Annotated in this window: 19 protein-coding genes; 12 read left to right on the top strand and 7 right to left on the bottom strand. The window is 60.5% G+C overall.

Annotated elements, in window-relative coordinates; genetic code table 11:
- Window positions 1-68 precede the first annotated feature (68 nt).
- Window positions 69-1085, bottom strand: coding sequence for a ketopantoate reductase family protein (locus MHAR_RS08150; protein ID WP_014587138.1), 1017 nt, complete (start codon window positions 1083-1085; stop codon window positions 69-71).
- A 20-nt stretch (window positions 1086-1105) separates the two neighbouring features.
- Window positions 1106-2290 (bottom strand): FprA family A-type flavoprotein, encoded by a 1185-nt coding sequence (locus MHAR_RS08145; RefSeq protein ID WP_228369527.1) that lies wholly within the window; start codon window positions 2288-2290, stop codon window positions 1106-1108.
- Window positions 2291-2819: 529 nt separating this feature from the next.
- On the opposite strand from MHAR_RS08145, the gene MHAR_RS08140 reads away from it, so the two are divergent.
- From MHAR_RS08140 to MHAR_RS08120, 5 genes are all read left to right on the top strand, one after another.
- Window positions 2820-4157, top strand: coding sequence for a hypothetical protein (locus MHAR_RS08140; protein WP_014587136.1), 1338 nt, complete (start codon window positions 2820-2822; stop codon window positions 4155-4157).
- Between the two features lie 114 nt (window positions 4158-4271).
- Window positions 4272-4868, top strand: a complete 597-nt coding sequence (locus tag MHAR_RS08135; protein WP_014587135.1) for a 30S ribosomal protein S3ae — start codon at window positions 4272-4274, stop codon at window positions 4866-4868.
- A complete protein-coding gene (locus MHAR_RS08130; RefSeq protein WP_014587134.1) occupies window positions 4865-5629 on the top strand; it encodes an ATP-binding protein in 765 nt (254 codons plus the stop codon). Before MHAR_RS08135 ends, MHAR_RS08130 begins: the two co-directional genes overlap by 4 nt.
- Before the next feature lie 21 nt (window positions 5630-5650).
- Window positions 5651-6019 (top strand): PKD domain-containing protein, encoded by a 369-nt coding sequence (locus MHAR_RS08125; RefSeq protein WP_014587133.1) that lies wholly within the window; start codon window positions 5651-5653, stop codon window positions 6017-6019.
- Between the two features lie 105 nt (window positions 6020-6124).
- A complete protein-coding gene (locus MHAR_RS08120; RefSeq protein ID WP_014587132.1) occupies window positions 6125-6898 on the top strand; it encodes a class I SAM-dependent methyltransferase in 774 nt (257 codons plus the stop codon).
- 7 nt (window positions 6899-6905) lie between these two features.
- Here MHAR_RS08120 and MHAR_RS08115 read toward each other — a convergent pair whose 3' ends face one another.
- A complete protein-coding gene (locus MHAR_RS08115) occupies window positions 6906-7658 on the bottom strand; it encodes an MTAP family purine nucleoside phosphorylase (RefSeq protein ID WP_048144523.1) in 753 nt (250 codons plus the stop codon).
- Between the two features lie 222 nt (window positions 7659-7880).
- Between MHAR_RS08115 and prf1 the strand changes: the two genes are divergently transcribed.
- From prf1 to MHAR_RS08090, 6 genes are all read left to right on the top strand, one after another.
- Window positions 7881-9122: a peptide chain release factor aRF-1 gene (gene prf1 / locus MHAR_RS08110; protein ID WP_014587130.1), complete on the top strand. Its 1242-nt coding sequence runs from the start codon at window positions 7881-7883 to the stop codon at window positions 9120-9122.
- A gap of 59 nt (window positions 9123-9181) precedes the next feature.
- On the top strand, window positions 9182-9598 hold the full coding sequence (locus MHAR_RS08105; RefSeq protein ID WP_014587129.1) for an RNA-binding domain-containing protein: 417 nt from the start codon (window positions 9182-9184) through the stop codon (window positions 9596-9598).
- On the top strand, window positions 9591-10364 hold the full coding sequence (locus MHAR_RS08100) for a sugar phosphate isomerase/epimerase family protein (RefSeq protein ID WP_014587128.1): 774 nt from the start codon (window positions 9591-9593) through the stop codon (window positions 10362-10364). The genes MHAR_RS08105 and MHAR_RS08100 overlap by 8 nt, the downstream gene beginning before the upstream one ends.
- Window positions 10361-11005 (top strand): translin family protein, encoded by a 645-nt coding sequence (locus MHAR_RS08095; protein WP_014587127.1) that lies wholly within the window; start codon window positions 10361-10363, stop codon window positions 11003-11005. The genes MHAR_RS08100 and MHAR_RS08095 overlap by 4 nt, the downstream gene beginning before the upstream one ends.
- A 166-nt stretch (window positions 11006-11171) precedes the next feature.
- Window positions 11172-11423 (top strand): hypothetical protein, encoded by a 252-nt coding sequence (locus MHAR_RS13440; protein ID WP_143763353.1) that lies wholly within the window; start codon window positions 11172-11174, stop codon window positions 11421-11423.
- Between the two features lie 54 nt (window positions 11424-11477).
- Window positions 11478-12422 carry an IS5 family transposase gene (locus MHAR_RS08090; RefSeq protein WP_014586696.1) on the top strand — a complete coding sequence of 315 codons (945 nt, stop codon included), beginning with the start codon at window positions 11478-11480 and terminating at the stop codon, window positions 12420-12422.
- A 474-nt stretch (window positions 12423-12896) separates the two neighbouring features.
- Here the strand turns inward: MHAR_RS08090 and MHAR_RS08080 are convergent, their stop codons facing one another.
- The 3 genes from MHAR_RS08080 to MHAR_RS08070 are packed head-to-tail and all read right to left on the bottom strand — an operon-like array spanning window position 12897 to window position 15761.
- Entirely contained in the window at window positions 12897-14945 is a 2049-nt protein-coding gene (locus tag MHAR_RS08080) for a type B DNA-directed DNA polymerase (protein ID WP_014587125.1), read from the bottom strand.
- A complete protein-coding gene (locus MHAR_RS08075; protein ID WP_014587124.1) occupies window positions 14932-15246 on the bottom strand; it encodes a hypothetical protein in 315 nt (104 codons plus the stop codon). The genes MHAR_RS08080 and MHAR_RS08075 overlap by 14 nt, the downstream gene beginning before the upstream one ends.
- On the bottom strand, window positions 15246-15761 hold the full coding sequence (locus tag MHAR_RS08070; RefSeq protein WP_014587123.1) for a hypothetical protein: 516 nt from the start codon (window positions 15759-15761) through the stop codon (window positions 15246-15248). Before MHAR_RS08070 ends, MHAR_RS08075 begins: the two co-directional genes overlap by 1 nt.
- A gap of 976 nt (window positions 15762-16737) precedes the next feature.
- On the opposite strand from MHAR_RS08070, the gene MHAR_RS13435 reads away from it, so the two are divergent.
- Window positions 16738-17478, top strand: coding sequence for a hypothetical protein (locus tag MHAR_RS13435; RefSeq protein WP_143763352.1), 741 nt, complete (start codon window positions 16738-16740; stop codon window positions 17476-17478).
- 143 nt (window positions 17479-17621) lie between these two features.
- Here the strand turns inward: MHAR_RS13435 and MHAR_RS08055 are convergent, their stop codons facing one another.
- Window positions 17622-19988 carry a DEAD/DEAH box helicase gene (locus MHAR_RS08055; protein ID WP_014587121.1) on the bottom strand — a complete coding sequence of 789 codons (2367 nt, stop codon included), beginning with the start codon at window positions 19986-19988 and terminating at the stop codon, window positions 17622-17624.
- Window positions 19989-19995: the final 7 nt, after the last annotated feature.

Raw genomic sequence — 19995 nt, 5'->3', positions numbered from 1 at the left:
ATGATGAGTCGCTCGTTAATCTATTTAAAATTATGGTCTTAAGCTATCGAACTTATTATATTTTTGTATCATATCCCACCATTCTCGATCGCTCCCACCATCCCCCACAGCATCTCGTTCGCCGGGGCCTCCATCGCATGCCTCCTCGCCCGATCGAGGACGAAGCCGTTTATCGCGTCGATCTCCGTCTCCCTCCCCCGGAGGACGTCCTGGAGCATGCTGGAGGTGTTGGCGGCCGTATTCTCGGCGACGGTCCGGACGAACTCCAGGACTGCAGGCTCATCAAAACTCTCCCCCTCCTTTTCAGCGACGGCGACGCACTCTTGGACAATCAGCTCGACGACCGGCGCAAGATGAGGGGAGAGGACGATCCCGTTCTTCTCCCGGGTGAGGGCGGTGATGGGGTTTATGACGGCGTTCGCGAAGAGCTTCATCCACTGCTGGCGCCGGAAGTCCGGCGCGAACTCCGCGAGAAAGCCCTTCTCAGCAAGCCGGGCCCCGATGAACCGCTCCAGATCCTCGCCGATCCCCTCCTCGAAGACGGTCTTTCCCTGCCCCTTCAGCCCGATCCTCCCGTCCCCGGAGAGGACGACGCCGAAGGAGGTGATAGCTTCGTAGATCCTGGCTCCGGAGAGGTCAAAACGCTCCCGGTTTCCCATCCCGTTCATCAGGAGGACGAACCGGGAGTCCGAGAGCTTTCCCGTCAGGAGGCCGGATCCCTTGATCTCCTCCGCGACGGCAGGGAGAGAATAGGTCTTGACGGTGACGATGACGACCTCGGGGGCGAAATCCGACTGCGCGAATTCGCCGAGGCCCGCGAAGGCGTGTCTGAAGCGGATCGAGAGGGGGCTATCTTTTTCGGCGAGGGTGACCAGAAGGCCCCGCTCCCTTATCCTCTCGATGTGGCCGGGCCTTCCCAGGAGGGCGACCTCCTCGACGGCGGGGAGAGCGCCCCTCTTCGTATCTTCCGCCCCGGTCCCCTCTTCCCCCGCCGATCCGGCTCCATCCTCCAATTCCTGCTCCGAGAGGAGGTAGCCGAAGAAGGAGCCGATCGCCCCCGCCCCGTAGATCAGGACCTTCGTCATCGGCTGGTCTCTTTCCTCCTTCAGGCGATCCCCAGCTCCCGGTGCCTCCTCAGGATCTCGTCGGCGAGCTGGTCTAGGGCCTGATAATCCTCCGCCGTGGGGAGACCCTTCGCCAGGACCGGCTCGATCACCTCCACCTTCAGGAGGGGTATCGCCTCCTGGATCGCCTTCACCGTCTTGCCTCCCCAGCCGTAGGAGCCGATGATCGTCGCGAACCTCGTCTTCGGCCGCAGGGCGTTGGCGAGGAAGGCGACGTGAGCGGCGTTGGGGTGGGGCCCCGCAAGGACGGTGCAGGTCCCAAGGACGAGGGTAGCGGCATCGACGAGGGCCTCGGCGATCTTGCCGACGTCTGATACGGCGATGTCAAACCTCCTCACCCCGATCCCCCGGGCGATGAGGGCGCCCGTCAGGTGGTCGACCATCAGCCTCGTGCTCCCGTGCATCGAGACGAAGGGGATCACCACCTCGTTCTTGACCTCCTCGGAAGACCAGTCCCTATAAGCCTCGATGATGAAGGAGGGGTCGGGGTGGAGGGGGCCGTGGCTTGGGGCGATCATCTTTATCTCCAAGGAGTCGACGACCTCCAGGTTCTTTCTGATGACCGCCCGGAAGGGCATCATGATCTCGGCGTAGTACCTCTTGGCGGGCTCATAGATGATCTTCGGGTCCGCGAAGAGGTCGCTCGTCGCGTAATGGGAGCCGAAGAAGTCGCAAGGAAAGAGGATCTCATCCTCTTTGAGGTATGTGACCATCGTCTCGGGCCAGTGGACCCAGGGGGTGTATAGGAACTCCAGGGTTTTGCCGCCCAGGGAGAGAGTCGATCGGTCCTCGACGGTCAGGAACTTCTCGGCCGGGATCTGGAGGTGATCGACGAGGAGCTCTTTACACCGGGGGGTGCAGACCACCAAGGCCATCGGATACCGTTCGAGGATGGCGGGTATCGCCCCCGAGTGGTCCTGCTCGGCGTGGTTTGCCACCATGTAGTCGATCCGGTCGAGGCCGAGGGCCTCCAGGTTATCCAGCAGCGCCTCCGCGAAAGGCGGATCTGCGGCGTCGATGAGGGCCGTCTTCTCGCCCCCTCCGACGACGTAGGCGTTGTAGCTCGTCCCATCCGGCAAAGGTATCAGCTCGTCGAAGAGCCGCCGGTCCCAGTCGATGACCCCCACGGAGTACACCCCAGGGCTGATCTCTCTATACGATCCCATCTTCATCCCACCCAAATTCGCGCCGCCGGAGGAGGATAACCCCCGCCCGGGACCCCGGTCCGGCATCCCGCCGCATAAACCGGATATGACCCTGATCCCGGCCCATCGGCTAGGGCCCTGCCCCAAAGGGCCGCAAAGTCCCTCCTCCTCAGACTTAACAATCTGGTCACCATATCTATTCATTCGTACTTAAGTATTTATGAGGCCGGCTCCGGGGAGTCGAAGCCCTGTCGCGCAAAGCCGAGTGCCGGACCCCTCGGCGGCGGCGAGACCTCGCCGGAGCTACGAAGCCTCCGGTCGACGGTTTGCTGCAACCCCGACGGCGCAGGTCCATCTCCTGGGGCAGAAAGGGGGGCCCGGATCCCCTTTCGGGAGAGATCTTCTGGGGGGTTTGCTGGAGATAGGGTCTCCTCGAGCGGTCCTCCCTCGGCCCGGGGCGGAGCTCCCCTCGAAATCGAGTCGAAAATTATTAAATAGATAAGGACGTCATATCTACCGAGATCAAATGAAGGGAGTTGGAGGGGGTAGCATGAGATTCTTACTTCATCTCGCGGTAGCGCTTCTGGCGCTGGCGCCGACAGCCCTCGGCGCGGTAGGGTTGGTTGAACAAACCGGGGGATCGGCCTCCACCGGCCTCATGGGGCCGTACCAGGCAGAGGCCCCGAGCCTCAAAGGGCCTTACGACGAGGGGTACTCTCCGACGGACCTGAAGCTCCCCACCCCCGAGATGTACAGCCTGACGCCCGAGGGGGGGCTGAGCTTCGCATCGGCGACCCCGCCGGCGATCGTTCGGGCGGGGATGGAGGGGTCCTCAGCAGCCACCTCCGTCTCCTGGTACTGGCCGGGGTCGGTGGAGTCCCAGAACAAGCTCTACGTCCAGACCCCCGACGGGGTGACGACGGTGGCGGGGTGCAGCAACGGCGGGTATCTTCCCCTCTGGGCGAAGGTCGCCTATACCGGAAACTTCTTCGTCTACGAGTGGTATCCCAACAAGCTCACCCCCACGGTCAGCTGGCATTTCTGGACCTGGCCCGACTACCTCAGGGGCTGGTTCAAGGGTGATGACCCTGGCTGGCACGTGGTCTGCTTCCACTGCGACAAGGCCAGCAACTACGTCTACATCTACGTCTGGCCGGAGTCCGGCGGCCATTCTCCCGGCAAGGGCGGGCCTTACTCCGGAGGCGCATCTTATGGAGAGGGCATAACAGCCACCTACTCGAAGATCGTGGCCCCTCAGACGATGCCTTCGACCACGTCTCTGACCGGAGGAGCCCTATCGACGGGTTCGGGGATCGCCACGCCGACGCCGCCCGACCCGGCATCAGAGGGGCTGATGCCCACTGACCTGCGGCTTCCCGCCCCGGAGTGCTCCGCCCCGGCGGGCGGCTCAGGATGGCCGGCAGGGCAGTGTGCCCCGACGGCCGGGACCTCCGCCTGCGGCGTCTCCGCTCCAGGATACAGCTGCGGCAGCACCGGCGGCATCTCGCCCCCCGGCTACAGCGCTGAAGCCACCTGCACCATATCCGACTTCGGCCTCGTCTACACCCCGATGGCGGCGTCGAAGTACAACGAGTACTACGTCCAGACCTGGCCCAACAGGCTGACGACGGTGGCCAGCACCCAGAAGGGCGAGTGGCTCCCCCTCTGGTCCAAGATAACCCGACCCGGGATGTACTGGTCCTTCGAGTGGCCGCCCTGCAAGCCCGGATACTACTGCAAGCCCGAGGTGAAGAGCCTCGGCTACAAGAAGGAGGGGTGGTATCCGACCTGGTTCAAGAGCAGCACCCCAGGATGGCACCTCCTGGTCTACCAGTGCAACGACTGGTCCAACTACGTCTACATCTACGTCTGGCCCTTCGACTGCTGACCAGGCCCCGCCCCCTCCCCCAACTCGGGGGAGAGGGGCGATCTTTTTATATACATCTAGCTTGGGTCTACTCTGAAGCAACCTGATGCAATTACCCTTACTGGAGGATGTTTATTGGCGAGAAGGTCACAGAGGAAGTCTGACAGCAGGAAGGTCAAGACGAAGCAGTGGTACAAGGTCGTGGGCCCCGAGATGTTCGGAAAGTCTCCCGTCGGGGAGACCCTGGCGAGCGACCCGAGCAACCTGATGGGAAGGGTCATCGAGACGACCCTAGGGGAGCTGACTAATAACTTCTCTAAGCAGAACACCAAGCTGAAGTTCAGGGTGGACCAGGTGGCTGGCGACTCCGCCTACACCAGCTTCGTCGGCCACGAGCTGACGAGCGACTACGTCCGGTCCCTGGTGAAGAGGAGGACCTCCCGGATCGACTCCATCATCGACGTCACCACCAGCGACGGCTACCGGGTCCGGGTGAAGCCGAGCTGCTTCACCGTAAAGCGCGCCAGGACCACCCAGGTCAAGACGATCAGAAACATCGCCTCGAATATAATTCAGGAGAAGGCGGGGACCCTGGACTTAAACCAGTTCATCCAGGAGGTCGTCCTCGGGAGGCTCTCCCTCGACATATACAAGGACGCAAAGGACATCTACCCCCTGAGGCGGGTGGAGATCAGAAAGACCGAGATCCTGGCAGGGCCGGTTGCCTCATGAAGATCCTGGGGTTCTTCGGAAAGGGCGGGACCGGCAAGACCACCCTCACCGCCCTGATCCTCCGGGAGCTGGTGAGGCGGAGAGAGGGTACCGTCCTCGCCGTCGATGCCGACGCCAACGAGTGTCTTGCAAGCGTCCTCGGAGCTGATGGGACGCCGACCCTCTCCGATATGCTCCAGAAGTACAAGAGGCAGAGGGAGGAGAGCCCGGAGCTGACGGGGATCGACATATTCCAGAACCTCTTTGACTCCCTCCTGATGGAGGGGGAGCAGGACGGCTACGAGATGCTGATCATGGGCCGGGGCGAGGGGTCCGGCTGCTTCTGCGCCGTCAACGACCTCCTCCAGGCAGTCTTCGAGAAGACCGTCGAGGGCGGCACCTACAGCTACCTCCTGATGGACTGCGAGGCGGGGGTGGAGCACATCGCGAGGAAGACCTCGGGGAAGATCAACGACGCCATCATCGTCACCGACGCGTCCAAGGTGAGCCTCGACACCCTGAAGCGGATTAGGGATGTCGCCTCGGAGGTGGGGGCGACGATCGAGCGGTACTACGTCGTCGCCAACAAGACCAGGCCCGAGATGCTGGAGAAGGTCAAAGAGGCAGCGGAGAGCCTGGGGTTCAAGTACCTGGGCGCCATCCCCGAGGACCCCAACTTCACGGAGGTCGCCTACCAGGGGAAGACCGTCTTCGACCTCCCCGACGACTCCCCGGCGGTCGAGGCCGCGCGAAAGATCACTGACCAGATCCTGGGAGCCTGAGCCCTACCAAGACCTAAGACCATGAGAGGAAGAGCGATCTCAATTCTCATCTGCCTTGCCGCCTGCCTCGTCTCGGGCTGCATGGATAAGGCGGGGGATGGGGCCAGCCCCGAGGGGTCGGCCTCCGGCCTCACCGTGGCGATAACCTCCCCCGCCACCGGCTCGCTCCTCTCCGGGGATGAGCCGATCAGGTTCGAGGGGGAGGCGACGGGCGGAAGGAAGCCCTACGCTTACCGGTGGTCGTCCTCCTTGGATGGGACCCTCTCCACCAAGAGTTCCTTCGAAGCCCCGCCGTCAGAGATGAGCCGGGGCCGGTACGTCGTCACCCTGACGGCGACGGACGGGGCCGGGGCGAGGGGCGAGGCGAGCATCACCGTGACGGTCCTCTAGGGAGGACCTCGATATATCCGGCCCGTGGTCGGCGGCTCCCTTCCCCAGCCGATCTCCGCCGGTGCCATAAAAGACCAATTCTGATTGCCAGGGAGGGCTGGCTCGATGCCTTATACCCAGGACGATAGCACCGATAGCTGGAACCGCAATGCAGATGCCTGGCACCGGAACTTCGGCAGAAACGATCCCAACCGTCGAGATCTCCTGGACCCCATAATCCTCGAGGCCCTGGGAGACGTCGGGGGTAAACGGATCCTCGATGCCGGCTGTGGCGATGGCTACCTCAGCCGGAAGCTGGCAGAACTGGGCGCCGCCGTCACCGCCGTGGAGGCATCGTCTCAGATGCTGGCATTTGCTCTGGCAGAAGAGGAAGCAGAGCCCCTATCCATCAGGTATCATGAAGGGGATATAGCCCACCTCCCCTTCCTGGCCGACCGCTCTTTTGACGCCGTGGTCACCAACAACGTCATCCAGGACGCCGCAGATTTCGAGGGGTCCTTCAGGGAGTTAAGCCGCCTCCTCCGACCAGGAGGCATCTATCTCCACATCGTAAACCATCCGTGTTTCTCCGCCCCCGTCTTCGGATGGGTGAAGGACGGCGAAGGAAGAAAGCTGTACAGGAAGGTCGACCGCTACTTCGATCGGGGACCGTTCCTCGTCCCCTGGGGCCCGAGATCCGGCATGGAGCCGACGGTGGCCTGGCATCGGACCCTCGGTGATACGGTGAACTCCCTGATCTCTTCTGGATTTCGCCTCTTGAGGCTCCTGGAACCCGAACCTCCCGAATCCTGGACCACCCTCCATCCGGAGCGGCTTGACGCCTCCCGGGTCCCCGATTTTCTCGTCCTCGTCTGCAGAAAGGAGGAGGCCGATCCCTAAAGGAGGGTCATAGCCTCGCCTCGGCGAGGGCCCGACCGCAGGAGCAGCCCCTCTCCTCGGGGATCATCGTTATGGCAGCCTCTATGACCTCCCTCAGAAGCCGGGCGGATATCGCCATCTCGGTTCTGATCTCCGCCGCAGACATCGAATCTTTCCTCATCCCGGCGGCGGGGTTTGTTACGATGCAGATCGAGGCGTAACATAGCTCCAGCTCCCGGGCTAGGACGACCTCGGGGTAGCCGGTCATGCCGACGACGTCGCCAAACTGCCGGAGCATCCTGATCTGAGCCGGGCTCTCCAGGTGGGGCCCCTCGGTGCAGACGTATATCCCGTCGGAGACGAGAGCGCCGGCCGCCTCCGCCCCCGCCGCCAGGGCCCGCCTAACCTCGGGGCAGTAGGGCGCAGTCAGATCGACGTGGACCGCCTCTTCCTCGAAGAAGGTCGAGGGCCTCGATTTGGTGAAATCGACGAAGTCGGTGGGGATGACGAGGCTTCCTACGGGGTGCCAGGCCATCGACCCCACAGTGTTGGTGGAGACGACCCGGACCGCCCCGGAGGCCCTTGCCGCCCAGAGGAGGGCCCGGTAGTTCACCCGGTGGGGTGGGAGGTGGGCCTCGCCGTGGCGCGGGATGAAGAGGACCTCCCGGCCGCAAAGCTCCGTCGCCGCCGCCATCAGCCGGCCGTAGGGGGTATCGATGAGGGAAGGCTCGCCCCCGACCTCAAACCCCGTTCCTCCGATCACCGCGATCTTACCATTCATGTTCGGCAGGAAGATCCTCTGAAGTTATAGGACTTCTCCCCGGGAGAGAAATCGGCGGCAGCCTCGATTCAATCGGGGGCTCTTTTGAGGTCGACGGCGCCTATCGGGCGCAGGTATGGCGAAACCTACATAAGCCCCGTCCACGTCTTGCCTCTGAAACGGCCGTCGGATGGCGGCTACAGTATCCCCCCCAAATACCGGGCCCTTTTGAGGAGATGCCAGATGGAGTTTACCGCCCAAGAGAAGTACGAATTCAAACGGCTGCTCGAAGACCTGAGGAGCAAGAGCGGTAGGGGAACAGAGCTGATCTCGCTCTACATCCCCCCCGACAAGCAGATATCGGACGTCACAGCCCAGCTCCGGGACGAGCACGGCCAGGCGTCCAACATCAAGTCCAAGCTCACCCGGACGAACGTCCAGAGCGCCCTCGAGTCGGTGATGGCAAGGCTCCGGCTGATCCCAAAGGCCCCTCCCAACGGCGTCGCCATCTTCGTCGGGGCCGTCGACATCGGCGGAAACAAGACCGACATGTACAGCCGGGTCCTGGAGCCTCCGGAGCCGATCGTCACCTACCGGTACCACTGCGACTCATCGTTCCTCCTAACCCCCCTGGAGGATATGCTCGCCGACAAGAAGACCTTCGGCCTCATCGTCCTCGACCGGAGGGAGGCGACGATCGGGACCCTCCGGGGAAAGCAGGTGGAGGCCATAAAGCACCTCACCTCCTCGGTCCCCGGAAAGCAGAGGAAGGGCGGGCAGAGCAGCCACAGGTTCCAGCAGCTGAGGCTGATCGCGATCCACGAATTCTACAAGAGGATCGGAGACAGCGCCACCGAGGCGTTCCTCTCCATCGACAGAAAAGACCTGGAGGGGATCCTGATCGGAGGGCCGTCCCCGACGAAGGAGGAGTTCGTCGACGGCGCCTTCCTCCACCACGAGCTCCAGCAGAGGATCCTGGAGGCCCTGGACGTCACCTACACCGACGAGTCGGGGCTCTACGAGCTGGTGGAGGCGGCCCAGGAGCGGCTCCTCGACCTGGAGCTGACCCAGGAGAAGCTGGTCATGAGGAGGTTCATGAAGGAGCTGGTGAGCGATAAGGGCCTCGCCTCCTACGGGGAGAAGGAGGTCCGGGAGAACCTGACGATGGGGGCGGTGGACACCCTCCTCCTCTCCGAGGACCTCCGGAAGACGAGGGCCCGGATCGTCTGCACCAACGCCAGCTGCGACTTCTCCGAAGATGCCACGCGATCGTCGAACAGCCCGCCTCCGGGGACCTGTCTGAGGTGCGGGTCTCAGCTCGCCCTAGCCGACGAGGTGGACATCATATCCGACCTCTCCCGAATGGCGGAGGAGAGCGGAAGCTCCGTCAAGATCATATCCACCGACTTCGAGGAGGGGGCCCAGCTCCTCCGGGCCTTCGGCGGCATCGCGGCGATCCTGCGGTTCAGGACGAGCAGCCGCTGACCCCCGCCTCCCCTCAGCCTACCCAACTCTAAAATACCAGGACGAAAGACCCCATAAAGATGATCGAGGTGTCGCTGAGGGCGGCCGTCAGGCCCACCGAGAGCCCCGAGAAGGTGGCCGGGGCCCTGGAGGCCCTATTTCCGGGGATCGAGGTCGATGCCGAAGGGGGCTTCATCAGCGGGAGGGGGGGCGCGGCCAGCCTTGCCGCCTTCCACCGCCTCCTGAGGGAGCAGAGGATCCTGGATACCGCGAGGTCGGTGATGCTCCAGGGAGTGGTCGCAGACGCCGTCCAGTTCAGGCTGAATAAGCAGGCGGCCACCGTGGGGAGGATAAATTTTCCGCCGGAGGAGGAGCCCCTCGGATCGATCCACGTCGAGATCAGGGGGGGGCCCTCCCTCATAGACTGGCTCGCCCCCCGGACCGTCGACGGGAAGCCCATCGAGGAGATCGAGCTGGAGGATGGGGATCATGTTTAGCTTCTCCTCCAGCGCCCTCGTCGATCAGCCCTTCGACTGGGCCTACCAGCTGGAGGATCTCGGGTACTCAGGCTGGGAGATCGTCAACGAGGGAAGGCAGAGGCTGACGGCCGAGACCATACCCCTCGCCCGGGAGATCGTCGAGACGACCGACCTCGTCATCACCATCCACCTACCCTACTCCGACCTCAACCTCGCCAGCATGAACCAGCCGATCTGGGAGGAGACCCTCCGGCAGATGAAGGAGTGCATCAGCTTCGCCTCCGAGTTCTGCGGCCTCGCCGTCGTCCATCCCGGCTACCTCTCGCCCCTGGGAAAGCAGATGCCTGACCGGGCCTGGGAGCAGAACATTCTGGGGTTGCAGGAGATCTGCGACCACGCCGCAGAGTTCGGGATGAGGATCGCCGTCGAGAATATGCTGAAGATCGAGTCGATGCTTGGAAGGACCCCCGAGGAGATCCAGGGGATCCTCGAGAACGTCCGGCGGGAGAACCTGGGGTTCGTCTTCGACGTCGGCCACGCCAACACCAACGGGAACGTCGACTCGTTTCTTGCCCTGAAGGAGAAGATGATCCACGTCCACGTCCACGACAACAAGGGGGCGAGGGACGAGCACCTGCCGGTCAAGAGCGGTAACGTCAACTGGCGGAGGGTGGCGAAGGGCCTGGAGGGGTACGAGGGCAGGTTCGTCACCGAGGCCCGGACCCTCGTCCAGGGGGCCCAGTCCATGAGGAACCTGAAGGCCTTTTTGGAGGGCTCCGCATGACGCCTTCGACGGCCGACGAACTGGCCGAGGAGATATCCCACCACCTCGAGGAGAAGGACAGGGCCCGGGAGGAGGCGCTGGCCCTGACGAGGGCGGTGGTCAGATCGTCGGGCGCCGCCATCAGGTCAGTCCACCGGGGGGAACTCGACCGGGCCCTCGACCTCGCCGGCCGGGCGGGGGAGGACCTAGCCTCTATCCTGAACCTCCTGAAAGAGCATCCCGACGTCCGCTACTCCGGCCTCGTCGACGGCGCGGAGCAGGAGTACGCCGAGGCGAGGATCGTCTACTCCCTCATCACCGAGGGGACGATCCCCCATCCCCGGGAGGTGGGGGTCGAGATGACGAGCTACTTGGCGGGGCTCGGCGACGCCGTCGGGGAGCTGAGGAGGCACATCCTCGACCTGATCCGTTTGGGGAGGCCGGAGGAGGGGGAGGTCCACCTCGCGGCGATGGAGGAGATCTACCACCTGTTGATGTCCTTCGACTACCCCGACGCCGTCACCAAGGGGATGCGGCGGAAGGGGGACGTCGCCCGCTCCCTCCTGGACCGGACCCGGGGCGACCTCACCAACGCCATCGGCCAGCGGAGGCTGGAGGTGCAGCTCCGGGAGCTGGAGGAGAGGATGAGGGGGCCTCTATAAAGGGGGCATATTACGAAAAATCCATGGGGTTTAAACCAGCTGGTAGTCTAACGGAGGGACAGAAACGAACGATACGATACTGAATATCTACATGTTAAATCAATCAACGCCTTTGGATCAAGGTCCTATAATTTTTGGGTTACAAATTAAAACATTGATTCCTCCCATGGTAGGATCCTTTTTCGGTGTAATACTCGCGTTTGCAGTTAACTATGCATATCAGTCACATATCAATCATAAGGATAAAATAAAATATAAAAATATTATTAGATCTGAAATAGAGTTATGTATCGCAGCATTGGAGCAAGACAGAGTCCAACTTCTTCCGGTAGATAGATGGGCCTCAGCCGTAAATTCTGGAGCTTTGAGTCTTTTTGAAGTTGAAGTTGAGTTAGAATCTTTGAGCGAGGATTCCTAAAAACCTAGCATGTCTATGGAAAACATTATATACTAATATATACATGAATAGTGTATGAGTTCTTTTACTGCCTGGGGCCTTCGAGAAGCTTACAAGAACGTAGAGAAGCTGGGCGATAGGCTTTCAAAGATAACGAACTTGATCGAGTGGGAACCATTTCGACCAATTCTTGAAGAGATGTATCATAATAAAACCGAACGAGGCGGAAGGCCGAACTTTGATGTTATCCTGATGCTCAAGGTGCTTTTGCTCCAGCAGTGGTACGGGTTGAGCGACCTCGAGACTGAAAAGCAGATTTCGGATCGAATATCTTTTATGAAATTCTTAGGATTTCCTGATTCTATACCCGATTCCAGGACGATATGGCTTTTTCGCGAGCGGATGGCCCAGACGGGAAAGGATGAGTCCGTTTGGGAAGAGCTCCAGAGACAGCTCGATTTTAAAGGGCTTCAGGTAAAAAGAGGAACCATTCAGGATGCAACGTTTATAGAGGCCGACCCAGGAGGTTCAAAGAAACCAAGAAGAGAGACCGCTAGGACTCGTCGGAGCAGGGATGGAACTTGGGCTAAGAAGGGTGAGGAACTCCATTTTGGTTATAAACTTCATTCTAAAGTCGATATCGATTACGGCCTGATAAGGAGCATCGAATCGACAACTGCTTCGGTGCACGATAGTCGGGTTGATCTATCGGTTGAAGGAGAGGTGGTCCTCAGGGACAAAGGATATTTCGGTGTGAAGGCTAAGGGAAACGACTTCACAATGAAACGTGCAGCAGCGGGTCATCCTCTAAGCGATCTCGATAAGCTGCGAAACCGCTTGATTAGCAAACTGAGATTTCCGGGCGAACGTCAGTTTGCTGTTATTAAAAGAGTGTTCCGAAGCGCGCATGTAATGGTAACGACGATCCCGAGAGTTCACGTTAAAATGGTATTCACTGCCTTTGCTTTCGACTTATACCAGCTATGTACACTTAAAAATGCTGAAATCGTCTCAAAATAGCGGTAGCTATCGACGAAAAACGAGGAAAAGGATCGAGAATCGATTAAGAGCGGAGAACGAGCTAAAATAAGAGACGGATCCGAGATAATTAAAGAATGGGCAATGGTAAATAGGAATACTCACACATCGATAGCAATAGACTCTGACATCATCAAAATAGGCGAAATTTGGCAGGAAAGACCAGGATATTTTGGCTGTATCTTATTGGGATGTAGGCGTCGGACAGATGGCGAGAATTTAACGTCTCCCCTCAGATTGAAGCTGGGATCGCGCCAGAAGAAGGTTATTGGGCTCGCGGAGGCTCTATCGGTCGGCCTCCACGATGGTGCATATCGATTATTATCATTGCCGTGCCCTGGGTTGGGCACGGCGTTATCCATCCGTCTGGATCGAATTGCCTTTGAGTTTGAGCTGTTCATCAAAGGGGCTTATTAACCCAGATCCCTTTTTTGTATCCTGGGGATCTGACTGCTATTAAACATTTCTCCCGTCCCCCGCCCCCGCTCCCTGCCCCAGCCCATCCTCTATGAACCTGAAGGCGAAGGCCGCCTCCTCCCAGGCCTTCTTTATGAGAATCCCATAGTAGTCGAGGTCGAACTCCGAGGCGTCCCAGTAGCCGTCCACCTCCCACCTCCTCGCATCCCGCACCACGTACTCCACGGCCATCCCCGGCGAGACCTTCACCCCCCTCCTCCGATAGGCCTCGATCGCCGAAGCCTGGGCGCACCTCTTCTGGCGGCCGAGCTTGCTTATCCGCCGACGGACGACCAGCTCCGAGGGGTCGGCATTCGGCAGCCATTGACGATACCTCCTGGCGATCTTTAGAGCCTCGGGCTTGATCAGCCTCAGCTCATCGATATTCCGGGCCTCCCCCATCTTCTCGATGACCTCCATCTGCATCCGCCGGACGTACTCCGGGGTGTCCCTCCTCCGGGCCGCGACGCCCCGGAGCTTCAGCCTGCCGCTGGAGAGCAGGCCGAAGTACCGGTTGTAGGCCCCGAAGCCGTCGGCGAGGGGGAGAAAGACGATCCAGTCGTAGGGGTCCAGCTCGGTCCCGATCCCGGTGGCGGCCTCCACCCTCTCCTTGAATAGAGTGACGGAAGGGACGTCGCCGCCTCTGACCCAGAGGCAGTCCACGATCCCGTGGAGGACCTCCAGGTCCAGCCCCTCGGCGATCTCCTTCGCCTGGAGGAGGAGATCTCTCGAGATGCGGGTGATCGCCTCGTGGACCTCGATCCTGCCGAACTTGGCGTTCTTGTAGCCGGTGTATCCGAAGCAGGTGACCAGCATCCACTTCAGCGCCGAATCGAGCCCCCCGTACCGGGGCTCCGCCTTCTTCAGCCTCTTGGTCTTTAGCCTCAGCTCCAGGAGCGGCTCGATCACCTCGCAGAGAAAGCCCCTTCTCGCAGGGCCGCGGAAGCCGCCCGGCCCGGGACCGACCGGCCGGGAGCCGCCCACCGTCTCGGGGGAGAGGTGGTAGTTCACGATGATCGACGGGTAAAAGGAGGTGAAGTCCAGCTCGCAGGCCCTCTCGTGGACGCCGGGCCGGGGCTGGAATATCATGCCGCCCTTGTCCGCCGCCTTCAGCTCGGTGATCTTTCTCTGCCCCTCAGGATCGTCCTTTCTGAAGGGGACGGCGATCCCCCTCCTCAGGGCCTCGTAGACCTCGTAGTTGGAGATGAGGGTGCCGGGGGTGAAGCGGGAGGTCAGGTTCGGGGAAAGCCCCGTGAGCCGGGAGGCCAGGACCACCCCTCCGATCCCGCCCTCCCGATAGGTGAAGCTGTTCTCGGTGTCGATGAGGATCCTCCCCTCCGGGATCGAGGCGCCGTGCCTGTGCTCCACCCTCCCGTAGCTCCAGTAGGACCTTGAGGCCATCTTCCTGAACCCGCCGGTCCTGCTGAGGGACGGATCGAGGCCGTACCTCTCAGCCTTCGCTACCATCCTCGGAACCCACTGATCGGAGTCGGGGAAGAGGATGATGTCAGGATCGATGACCCTCACCAGGTCGAAGAGCTCCGCCAGAACCTTCCGCTCTGATCCTGCGAGGGACGTCTCCCGGCGGAGGCTTTGGACCGATATCTCGGTCATCGTCCTCGAAATCTGAGGGTCCGCATGGACCTCGATCGTCAGAGGGGTGAGGGGTATCTCAAAGTCCGGATCGAACCGGGACTCTTCCCCCCCTCCGCAGGGGAAGAGCCCCTTCTCGGCGAGGAAACGCTGGTCGGGCCTCAGGTCGACGTTGTACAGATGGGCCTGGAGCCGGGTCTGCTTTTCGATCTTCTCGGCGACGTCCCTTCCCGCCCAGATCTCGTACCCGCTGAGGGGTCCGTAGACGGTCTCAAAGGCGCACTCCTCCACCTTGAACCTGGTTTCCAGCCCCTCGATCATCTCCCAGTGGGCGTGGGGGTCTTCGAGATGGAGGTAAAAGGGGGCCGAGTACCTGAAGGCGAGGGGCTTCGGCGAGGACCCTTCCCGGTCCCAGAGCTCCACAGACCCCCGGTGATAGCAGTCAAAGATCCACATCTGGCTTCTTCACACCACCATCGTCGACCCTCTTATCGACGCTCTTCCCCCCCTTCAACCCTCCCGGCGGCCCGTCCCCCTCCGGGTCGAGCGCCTTCAAGAGCTCTATGAGGACGGAGAATGCCGCCGCTTCCAGGGGGTCGTCGAGGGCGCAGAAGCCCTCGCTGGAGTGGACCCTGGCCATCTCGGCGAGCCTTTGGCCGTAGATCTGGTCCTCCTTCCTCAGAGTCCGGGTGGCCTTCATCCACCGGTCTGCCACCTCCTGGGAGCCCATCCGGACGCTCCTGAAGGTCCTGCCCATCAGAACGCCTCCAGGGTCCGCTGCCCCCTCGGACCCGGCTTGACTTTCTTTGATGCCCCCTTGTAGACGCACTTCTGGACCTCGTTGAAGACGAAGATCCGGTCGGCGAACTTGGAGATCTCGTCGAGGTGGCGATCGGTCGATGGAGAGTACAGAAGGACGGCCGAGCCGCCCGAGGCCGAGGCCTCCTTCAGAGCCTGGCCGACGTACTCGGCCATATCGGCTCCGTCCTCAAAGAGGCTCGGGTCGTGCTCGAAGATGATCAGGGTCTGGTACGCCTCTTTCAGGATCGTCAGGAGCTGGTGGGCGGTGAAGGCCCTCCGGACGTCCAGCTCGGTGAAGCGGCGGTTTAGCTTGTCGAGGATTCGGGAGCTGTTCCCGGAGACGTAGAGGACCTGGACCCGCTGGAGGCTCGCCTGGCCGTTGAGGGAGGCGATCAGCACCTCCTCGGGGGAGATGAGGACGTTGAAGGCGTGGGGGGCGAGGGATAGGGGGGACTGTAGTTCCAGTTCCATGGACTCAACTATCGTCCGGGAGGATGTAAAGTCTAGAGGATGGGAGGCGAAAGTATTCTTCAGGACCTCCGCCCCGCTCCAGGAAGGCCTCCAAATTCTCCAAAAGCTAAAATATAAAATTAATCGAATGAATTATCCGGCGATGGCCCGTAATCTATATATGATAATGATGACAAAAGGAAACTCTTGCCGCGTACTGTGCGGATGTGCTGTGGCGTGAGCACAGGCTCAGGCCCCTGGCAGAAGATGCCTGCCCCGATGGGCAGAGCATGCGGCCGCCTTTCGTGACGGGCCGGCAAAGGCCAGGAGGCGCCTTTGGTGAGCCGGTGAGTGCGAGCGCCTGAAGGGCCGAATCCGCGAAAGAGATGCACGCCGTAACGGGCGTAGTATGGATCCGGTCCGCATGAACCTGGGGAAAACCCCAGAAGGCGCAGGACGCGGCGCAAGATCTATTTTATCAGCTCAATTTAATTTCTCCGGCCTTTTGCAGTTGAGAGGCCCCTTCGTCGTTCCACCCCCCGCAGACCGGCGCGCAGAGGTGGATTTGTCCACTCGAATCTGTCAGTTAGGAATCCGGGCCGTTAGAAGAAGAAGAAGAAGAAGAAGAAGAAGAACGAAGCGCTCAAATGCTCAGACGCCCGCCGTCTGGCTCTCGCCCAGCTCGGCGAGGAGGGCTTTTCCCCGGGGCGAAGGAATCTCTCGCCCCTCCTTCTCCGCCGTTTCCAGCCAGAGCTGGATGGCGACCAGAACTTCGTTAAGGGCCTCCTCTTCGGTCTCGCCGGGAGCGGAAGAGCCCGGGGAGCTCCTGAAGGATTGCGATGTGGCCCTCGTCCTCTGAGCTATAGAAGATCTCTATCGCGTATTTATGCATCCGAATCTTCCTCGATTCGGTAGAATCTTTCCACGGTCTTTATAAGGTATCGTTATTAAGGGTAAACTTAAAATAGCTTATAGTAAAACTTTGAATTGATTATACATGACAATTGAGAGAGGCGAACCTTCATATTCAATTTTAGCTCATGTGACAAATGATTATCATGTAAATCGATATGACGAATTTAGTATAGATCTATATATATCTGGCGATGGAAATATAGATTATGCCAGCCTTCTCGTATCTATCCCACCATCTATTATTAAAAATGAAGAGGTTTATTTTTTTCAACGTAAATATGATATTCATGTCGAGCAATATGAGGAAAATTATATTGGACAGATTGTGAATCTGCATTGGGTCAGCGAAAAGATCGGGCCGAGATTCAATATAAATATAAATAAGATTGTTTTATCTTATTATGGGAGTAATAAATTTGGCTTTGAAGGGAAATTAGTCGGAGAAGGCCATGTAGGCGAGAGATATTATGCACCATTTCGTATAAAATTTGTTATTTCAGGTGATGCGCCAACCGGAGACCAAAATATAAATATACTATTGAAATATAGATCTAAGAGCTCGTCTACTGTCTATTTGGATAAACAAGTTTTCACAATACACATTAATCATTGGTATGAAAAGGATTGGACGAAAGCTATCCCTGTATTTGCATTAATTTTTGCATTTCTTTCTCTTCCTAGATATATAATTGCGACCGTAAGTAATCTCATCGTCTCAGCGCCGAGAGAGTACATATTTGGAGTTCTTTGTTGGTTGATTTTAATACTTATAATATTTGCTGAATTTAGAAAAAGTAACCCTCAATTAAGAAAAATAATATAATTGAACCATTGGCTTATATGGCCTGATGTAAGAGCGAATTGCCACGATAGGAAACTTAGACCCTTTTTTGCTTCTGCATAGATGACATCCTTACGACTCATAAAAAATTGCTTATAATTCGTAAACAAAAATCTGCACTCTTTTCACCCCTTGTACTCCCCGCCCACCAGCTCCCGGATCCTTTCTGCGGTCTTCGGCCCCACCAGCTCCACCTCCTTCAGCTCCTCCGCCGAGGCGGCGAAGACCCGCTCCACGGACCCGAAGTGGCGGAGGAGGTTCTTTGCCACTGCATTTCCGACCCCTGGGATCGAGGAGACCAGGTACTCCTGCTGCTCCTTCAGAGTCCGGTGGGTCTTCTTGCCGTGGGCGTGGGGGGCGCCGCCCCCGGCGTGCTGCTCCCGCCGGGCGATGGCGGCGATCACCGAGACGGTCTCATCCTCGTCCGCCGTCGGGATGATGGCGACGCCGAAGTCGACGGCTATGGAGGCGAGAGCGCCCCGGATGGCGTTCGGGTGGACCTGCCGAGCGTAGAGGTCTCGCCCCTCCAGGATCAGGATAGGCCTCTCGTAGGACCGGGCGAGGTCCTTCAGCTGGGCGAAGATGTTCCTCTCCGCGCCGACGAGGGAGTCGACGAAGTCGTCCGCGGTCTTCCTCTCGATCCCGACCCGGTCGCTGACGACGTAGTCTCCCACCTCCAGGACCCGCAGGGTCACCCCCACCCCCATCGACTCCAGCATCCGGGCGAGGCTCCTCTCCCTCGGGTCGACGATGACGAGGGCGGAGGCCTCCTCGGAGAGGCCGAAGAGGTCGGGGGGGCCCAAGGGCCTGGACTCGCCGGGCCCTCCGGGCTCCCCCCCCGGCCCTGGCCCCACCTCGCCGATGACGAGCTGCCTTCCGACCCGGGGGCCGGAGGAGAGGCCATGGCCCTCTCCTCCCCCGGCCCCGGCCGCCGATCCCAGGTCCCGCCGGTCCGGCCAGCTCATCTCCCGGATCTGCTGGCGCATGCTCTTCTCCTTCCTGTCGCTGATCCAGCGGTACGCCTCGTCCCTCGTCCCCCGGGCTACGAGGACCACGACCCGGCCGGCCCTCGCCCGACCGGTCCTACCCTTCCTCTGGATCGACCTGATCTCGCTGGGGACCGGCTCGTAGAAGAGGACCAGGTCCGTCGCCGGGATGTCGATCCCCTCCTCCCCGACGGAGGTGGCGATCAGGACGTTGTAGGCGCCCTCCCGGAACTTCTGGAGGATCTCCGCCTGCCTCCTCTGGCTCAGCCCCTCGTCGGAGGCCCGGCTCGACTGGCCGACGAACCGCACGGGCCTTATGATCTCATCTCCCGCCTCCCTCAGGTAGTCGAGGACGGAGCTGGCGGTGTCCCGGTAGTTGGTGAAGACCATGATCCTCGAGTCGGCCTTGGCGGTGAGCTGCTCCTTCACCAGCTCCAGAACGGCCCGGAGCTTCGGATGGTCGACGTCCATCCTGGCGAGGTCCCCGACCGCCTCCTCCACCCTCGGGTCCTCCATGATCCTCTTCGCGGCCTTGCTCCCCCCCCTCGACTCCGCCTCCGAGGCGAGCCTCTCCAGGTACCGGCCGAGGGAGTCGACCCCTTGCGTCTCGGCGAGCTCGACGGCGTGCTTCAGCTTCAGGACCTCCGCCAGGACCGAGACCGCCTGGTAGAGGCTAGGCGACGGGTTCTTTGCAATAAGGCCCCGGAGCCTCTTCTGCAGGTCTAGAAGCTCCTTCTTCGAGGTCCGGTCCATCCTCTTCGGCATCCGGAGGCCATCGGACCCGCCGAGGCGGTCGAGGGCCTCGCCCCGCTCCTCCAGGACCTCCTCCAGGAGGGACCGGACCCTCTGGATCTCCGGGGGGACCGCCACCTTGACGACCTCGATCTCCCGCTGGTGGACGAAGGGGGAGACGTCGGGGTCCGCCTCGGTCTTGGTCTCAATCCTCGTCGCGCCGATGTTTCCGCAGACCTCCTCGATCCGCTCGAGGCTGCTCCCGGGGCTCGCCGTGATCCCGAGGACGAGCCGATCGGTTCCCTCTCGACCGTACCGCTCCGCTATATAGACGTAGGCGTAGTTTCCGACGGCCCGGTGGGCCTCGTCGAAGATGATGCAGGAGACGTCCCGGAGGGATATCCTCCGGGATAATAGGTCGTTTTCGATCACCTGGGGGGTCGATACGACGATCTTAGCCTCCTCCCACATCTCCTTTCGCCTCTCCGGCAAAATCTCGCCAGTGAAGGAGGCGACGATGGTGCTGTCGGCGAGGACGTTCTCAAGAAATGAGGCGTGCTGCTCCACCAGGGGCTTCGTCGGGGCGAGGAAGAGGACTTTGCCCCGGTTTAGCCTGGCGATGAGGACCATCAAGGCGACGACGGTCTTTCCCAGACCCGTCGGCAGGACCACCAGGGTCGAGGCCTGGAGGGCGGAGGCCGCAAGCTCCAGCTGGAAGAGCCGCCTCTCCACCGCCTTCTCCTTCAGCAGAGGATGCTGGATGTAGGAGGTCATACGCCTC

The organism is Methanothrix harundinacea 6Ac (assembly GCF_000235565.1).
GTDB lineage: Archaea > Halobacteriota > Methanosarcinia > Methanotrichales > Methanotrichaceae > Methanocrinis > Methanocrinis harundinaceus.
Note: the sequence above shows the minus strand (reverse complement) of the source record. Positions and strands in the feature narration are given on the sequence as shown.

Bases quoted from the DNA above. Each gene is read 5' to 3' on its own strand.
- MHAR_RS08150 (WP_014587138.1), bottom strand. From the start codon at position 1,085: ATGACGAAGGTCCTGATCTACGGGGCGGGGGCGATCGGCTCCTTCTTC.
- MHAR_RS08145 (WP_228369527.1), bottom strand. From the start codon at position 2,290: ATGGGATCGTATAGAGAGATCAGCCCTGGGGTGTACTCCGTGGGGGTC.
- MHAR_RS08140 (WP_014587136.1), top strand. From the start codon at position 2,820: ATGAGATTCTTACTTCATCTCGCGGTAGCGCTTCTGGCGCTGGCGCCG.
- MHAR_RS08130 (WP_014587134.1), top strand. From the start codon at position 4,865: ATGAAGATCCTGGGGTTCTTCGGAAAGGGCGGGACCGGCAAGACCACC.
- MHAR_RS08125 (WP_014587133.1), top strand. From the start codon at position 5,651: ATGAGAGGAAGAGCGATCTCAATTCTCATCTGCCTTGCCGCCTGCCTC.
- MHAR_RS08120 (WP_014587132.1), top strand. From the start codon at position 6,125: ATGCCTTATACCCAGGACGATAGCACCGATAGCTGGAACCGCAATGCA.
- MHAR_RS08115 (WP_048144523.1), bottom strand. From the start codon at position 7,658: ATGAATGGTAAGATCGCGGTGATCGGAGGAACGGGGTTTGAGGTCGGG.
- prf1 (WP_014587130.1), top strand. From the start codon at position 7,881: ATGGAGTTTACCGCCCAAGAGAAGTACGAATTCAAACGGCTGCTCGAA.
- MHAR_RS08105 (WP_014587129.1), top strand. From the start codon at position 9,182: ATGATCGAGGTGTCGCTGAGGGCGGCCGTCAGGCCCACCGAGAGCCCC.
- MHAR_RS08100 (WP_014587128.1), top strand. From the start codon at position 9,591: ATGTTTAGCTTCTCCTCCAGCGCCCTCGTCGATCAGCCCTTCGACTGG.
- MHAR_RS08095 (WP_014587127.1), top strand. From the start codon at position 10,361: ATGACGCCTTCGACGGCCGACGAACTGGCCGAGGAGATATCCCACCAC.
- MHAR_RS13440 (WP_143763353.1), top strand. From the start codon at position 11,172: ATGGTAGGATCCTTTTTCGGTGTAATACTCGCGTTTGCAGTTAACTAT.
- MHAR_RS08090 (WP_014586696.1), top strand. From the start codon at position 11,478: ATGAGTTCTTTTACTGCCTGGGGCCTTCGAGAAGCTTACAAGAACGTA.
- MHAR_RS08080 (WP_014587125.1), bottom strand. From the start codon at position 14,945: ATGTGGATCTTTGACTGCTATCACCGGGGGTCTGTGGAGCTCTGGGAC.
- MHAR_RS08075 (WP_014587124.1), bottom strand. From the start codon at position 15,246: ATGGGCAGGACCTTCAGGAGCGTCCGGATGGGCTCCCAGGAGGTGGCA.
- MHAR_RS08070 (WP_014587123.1), bottom strand. From the start codon at position 15,761: ATGGAACTGGAACTACAGTCCCCCCTATCCCTCGCCCCCCACGCCTTC.
- MHAR_RS13435 (WP_143763352.1), top strand. From the start codon at position 16,738: ATGACAATTGAGAGAGGCGAACCTTCATATTCAATTTTAGCTCATGTG.
- MHAR_RS08055 (WP_014587121.1), bottom strand. From the start codon at position 19,988: ATGACCTCCTACATCCAGCATCCTCTGCTGAAGGAGAAGGCGGTGGAG.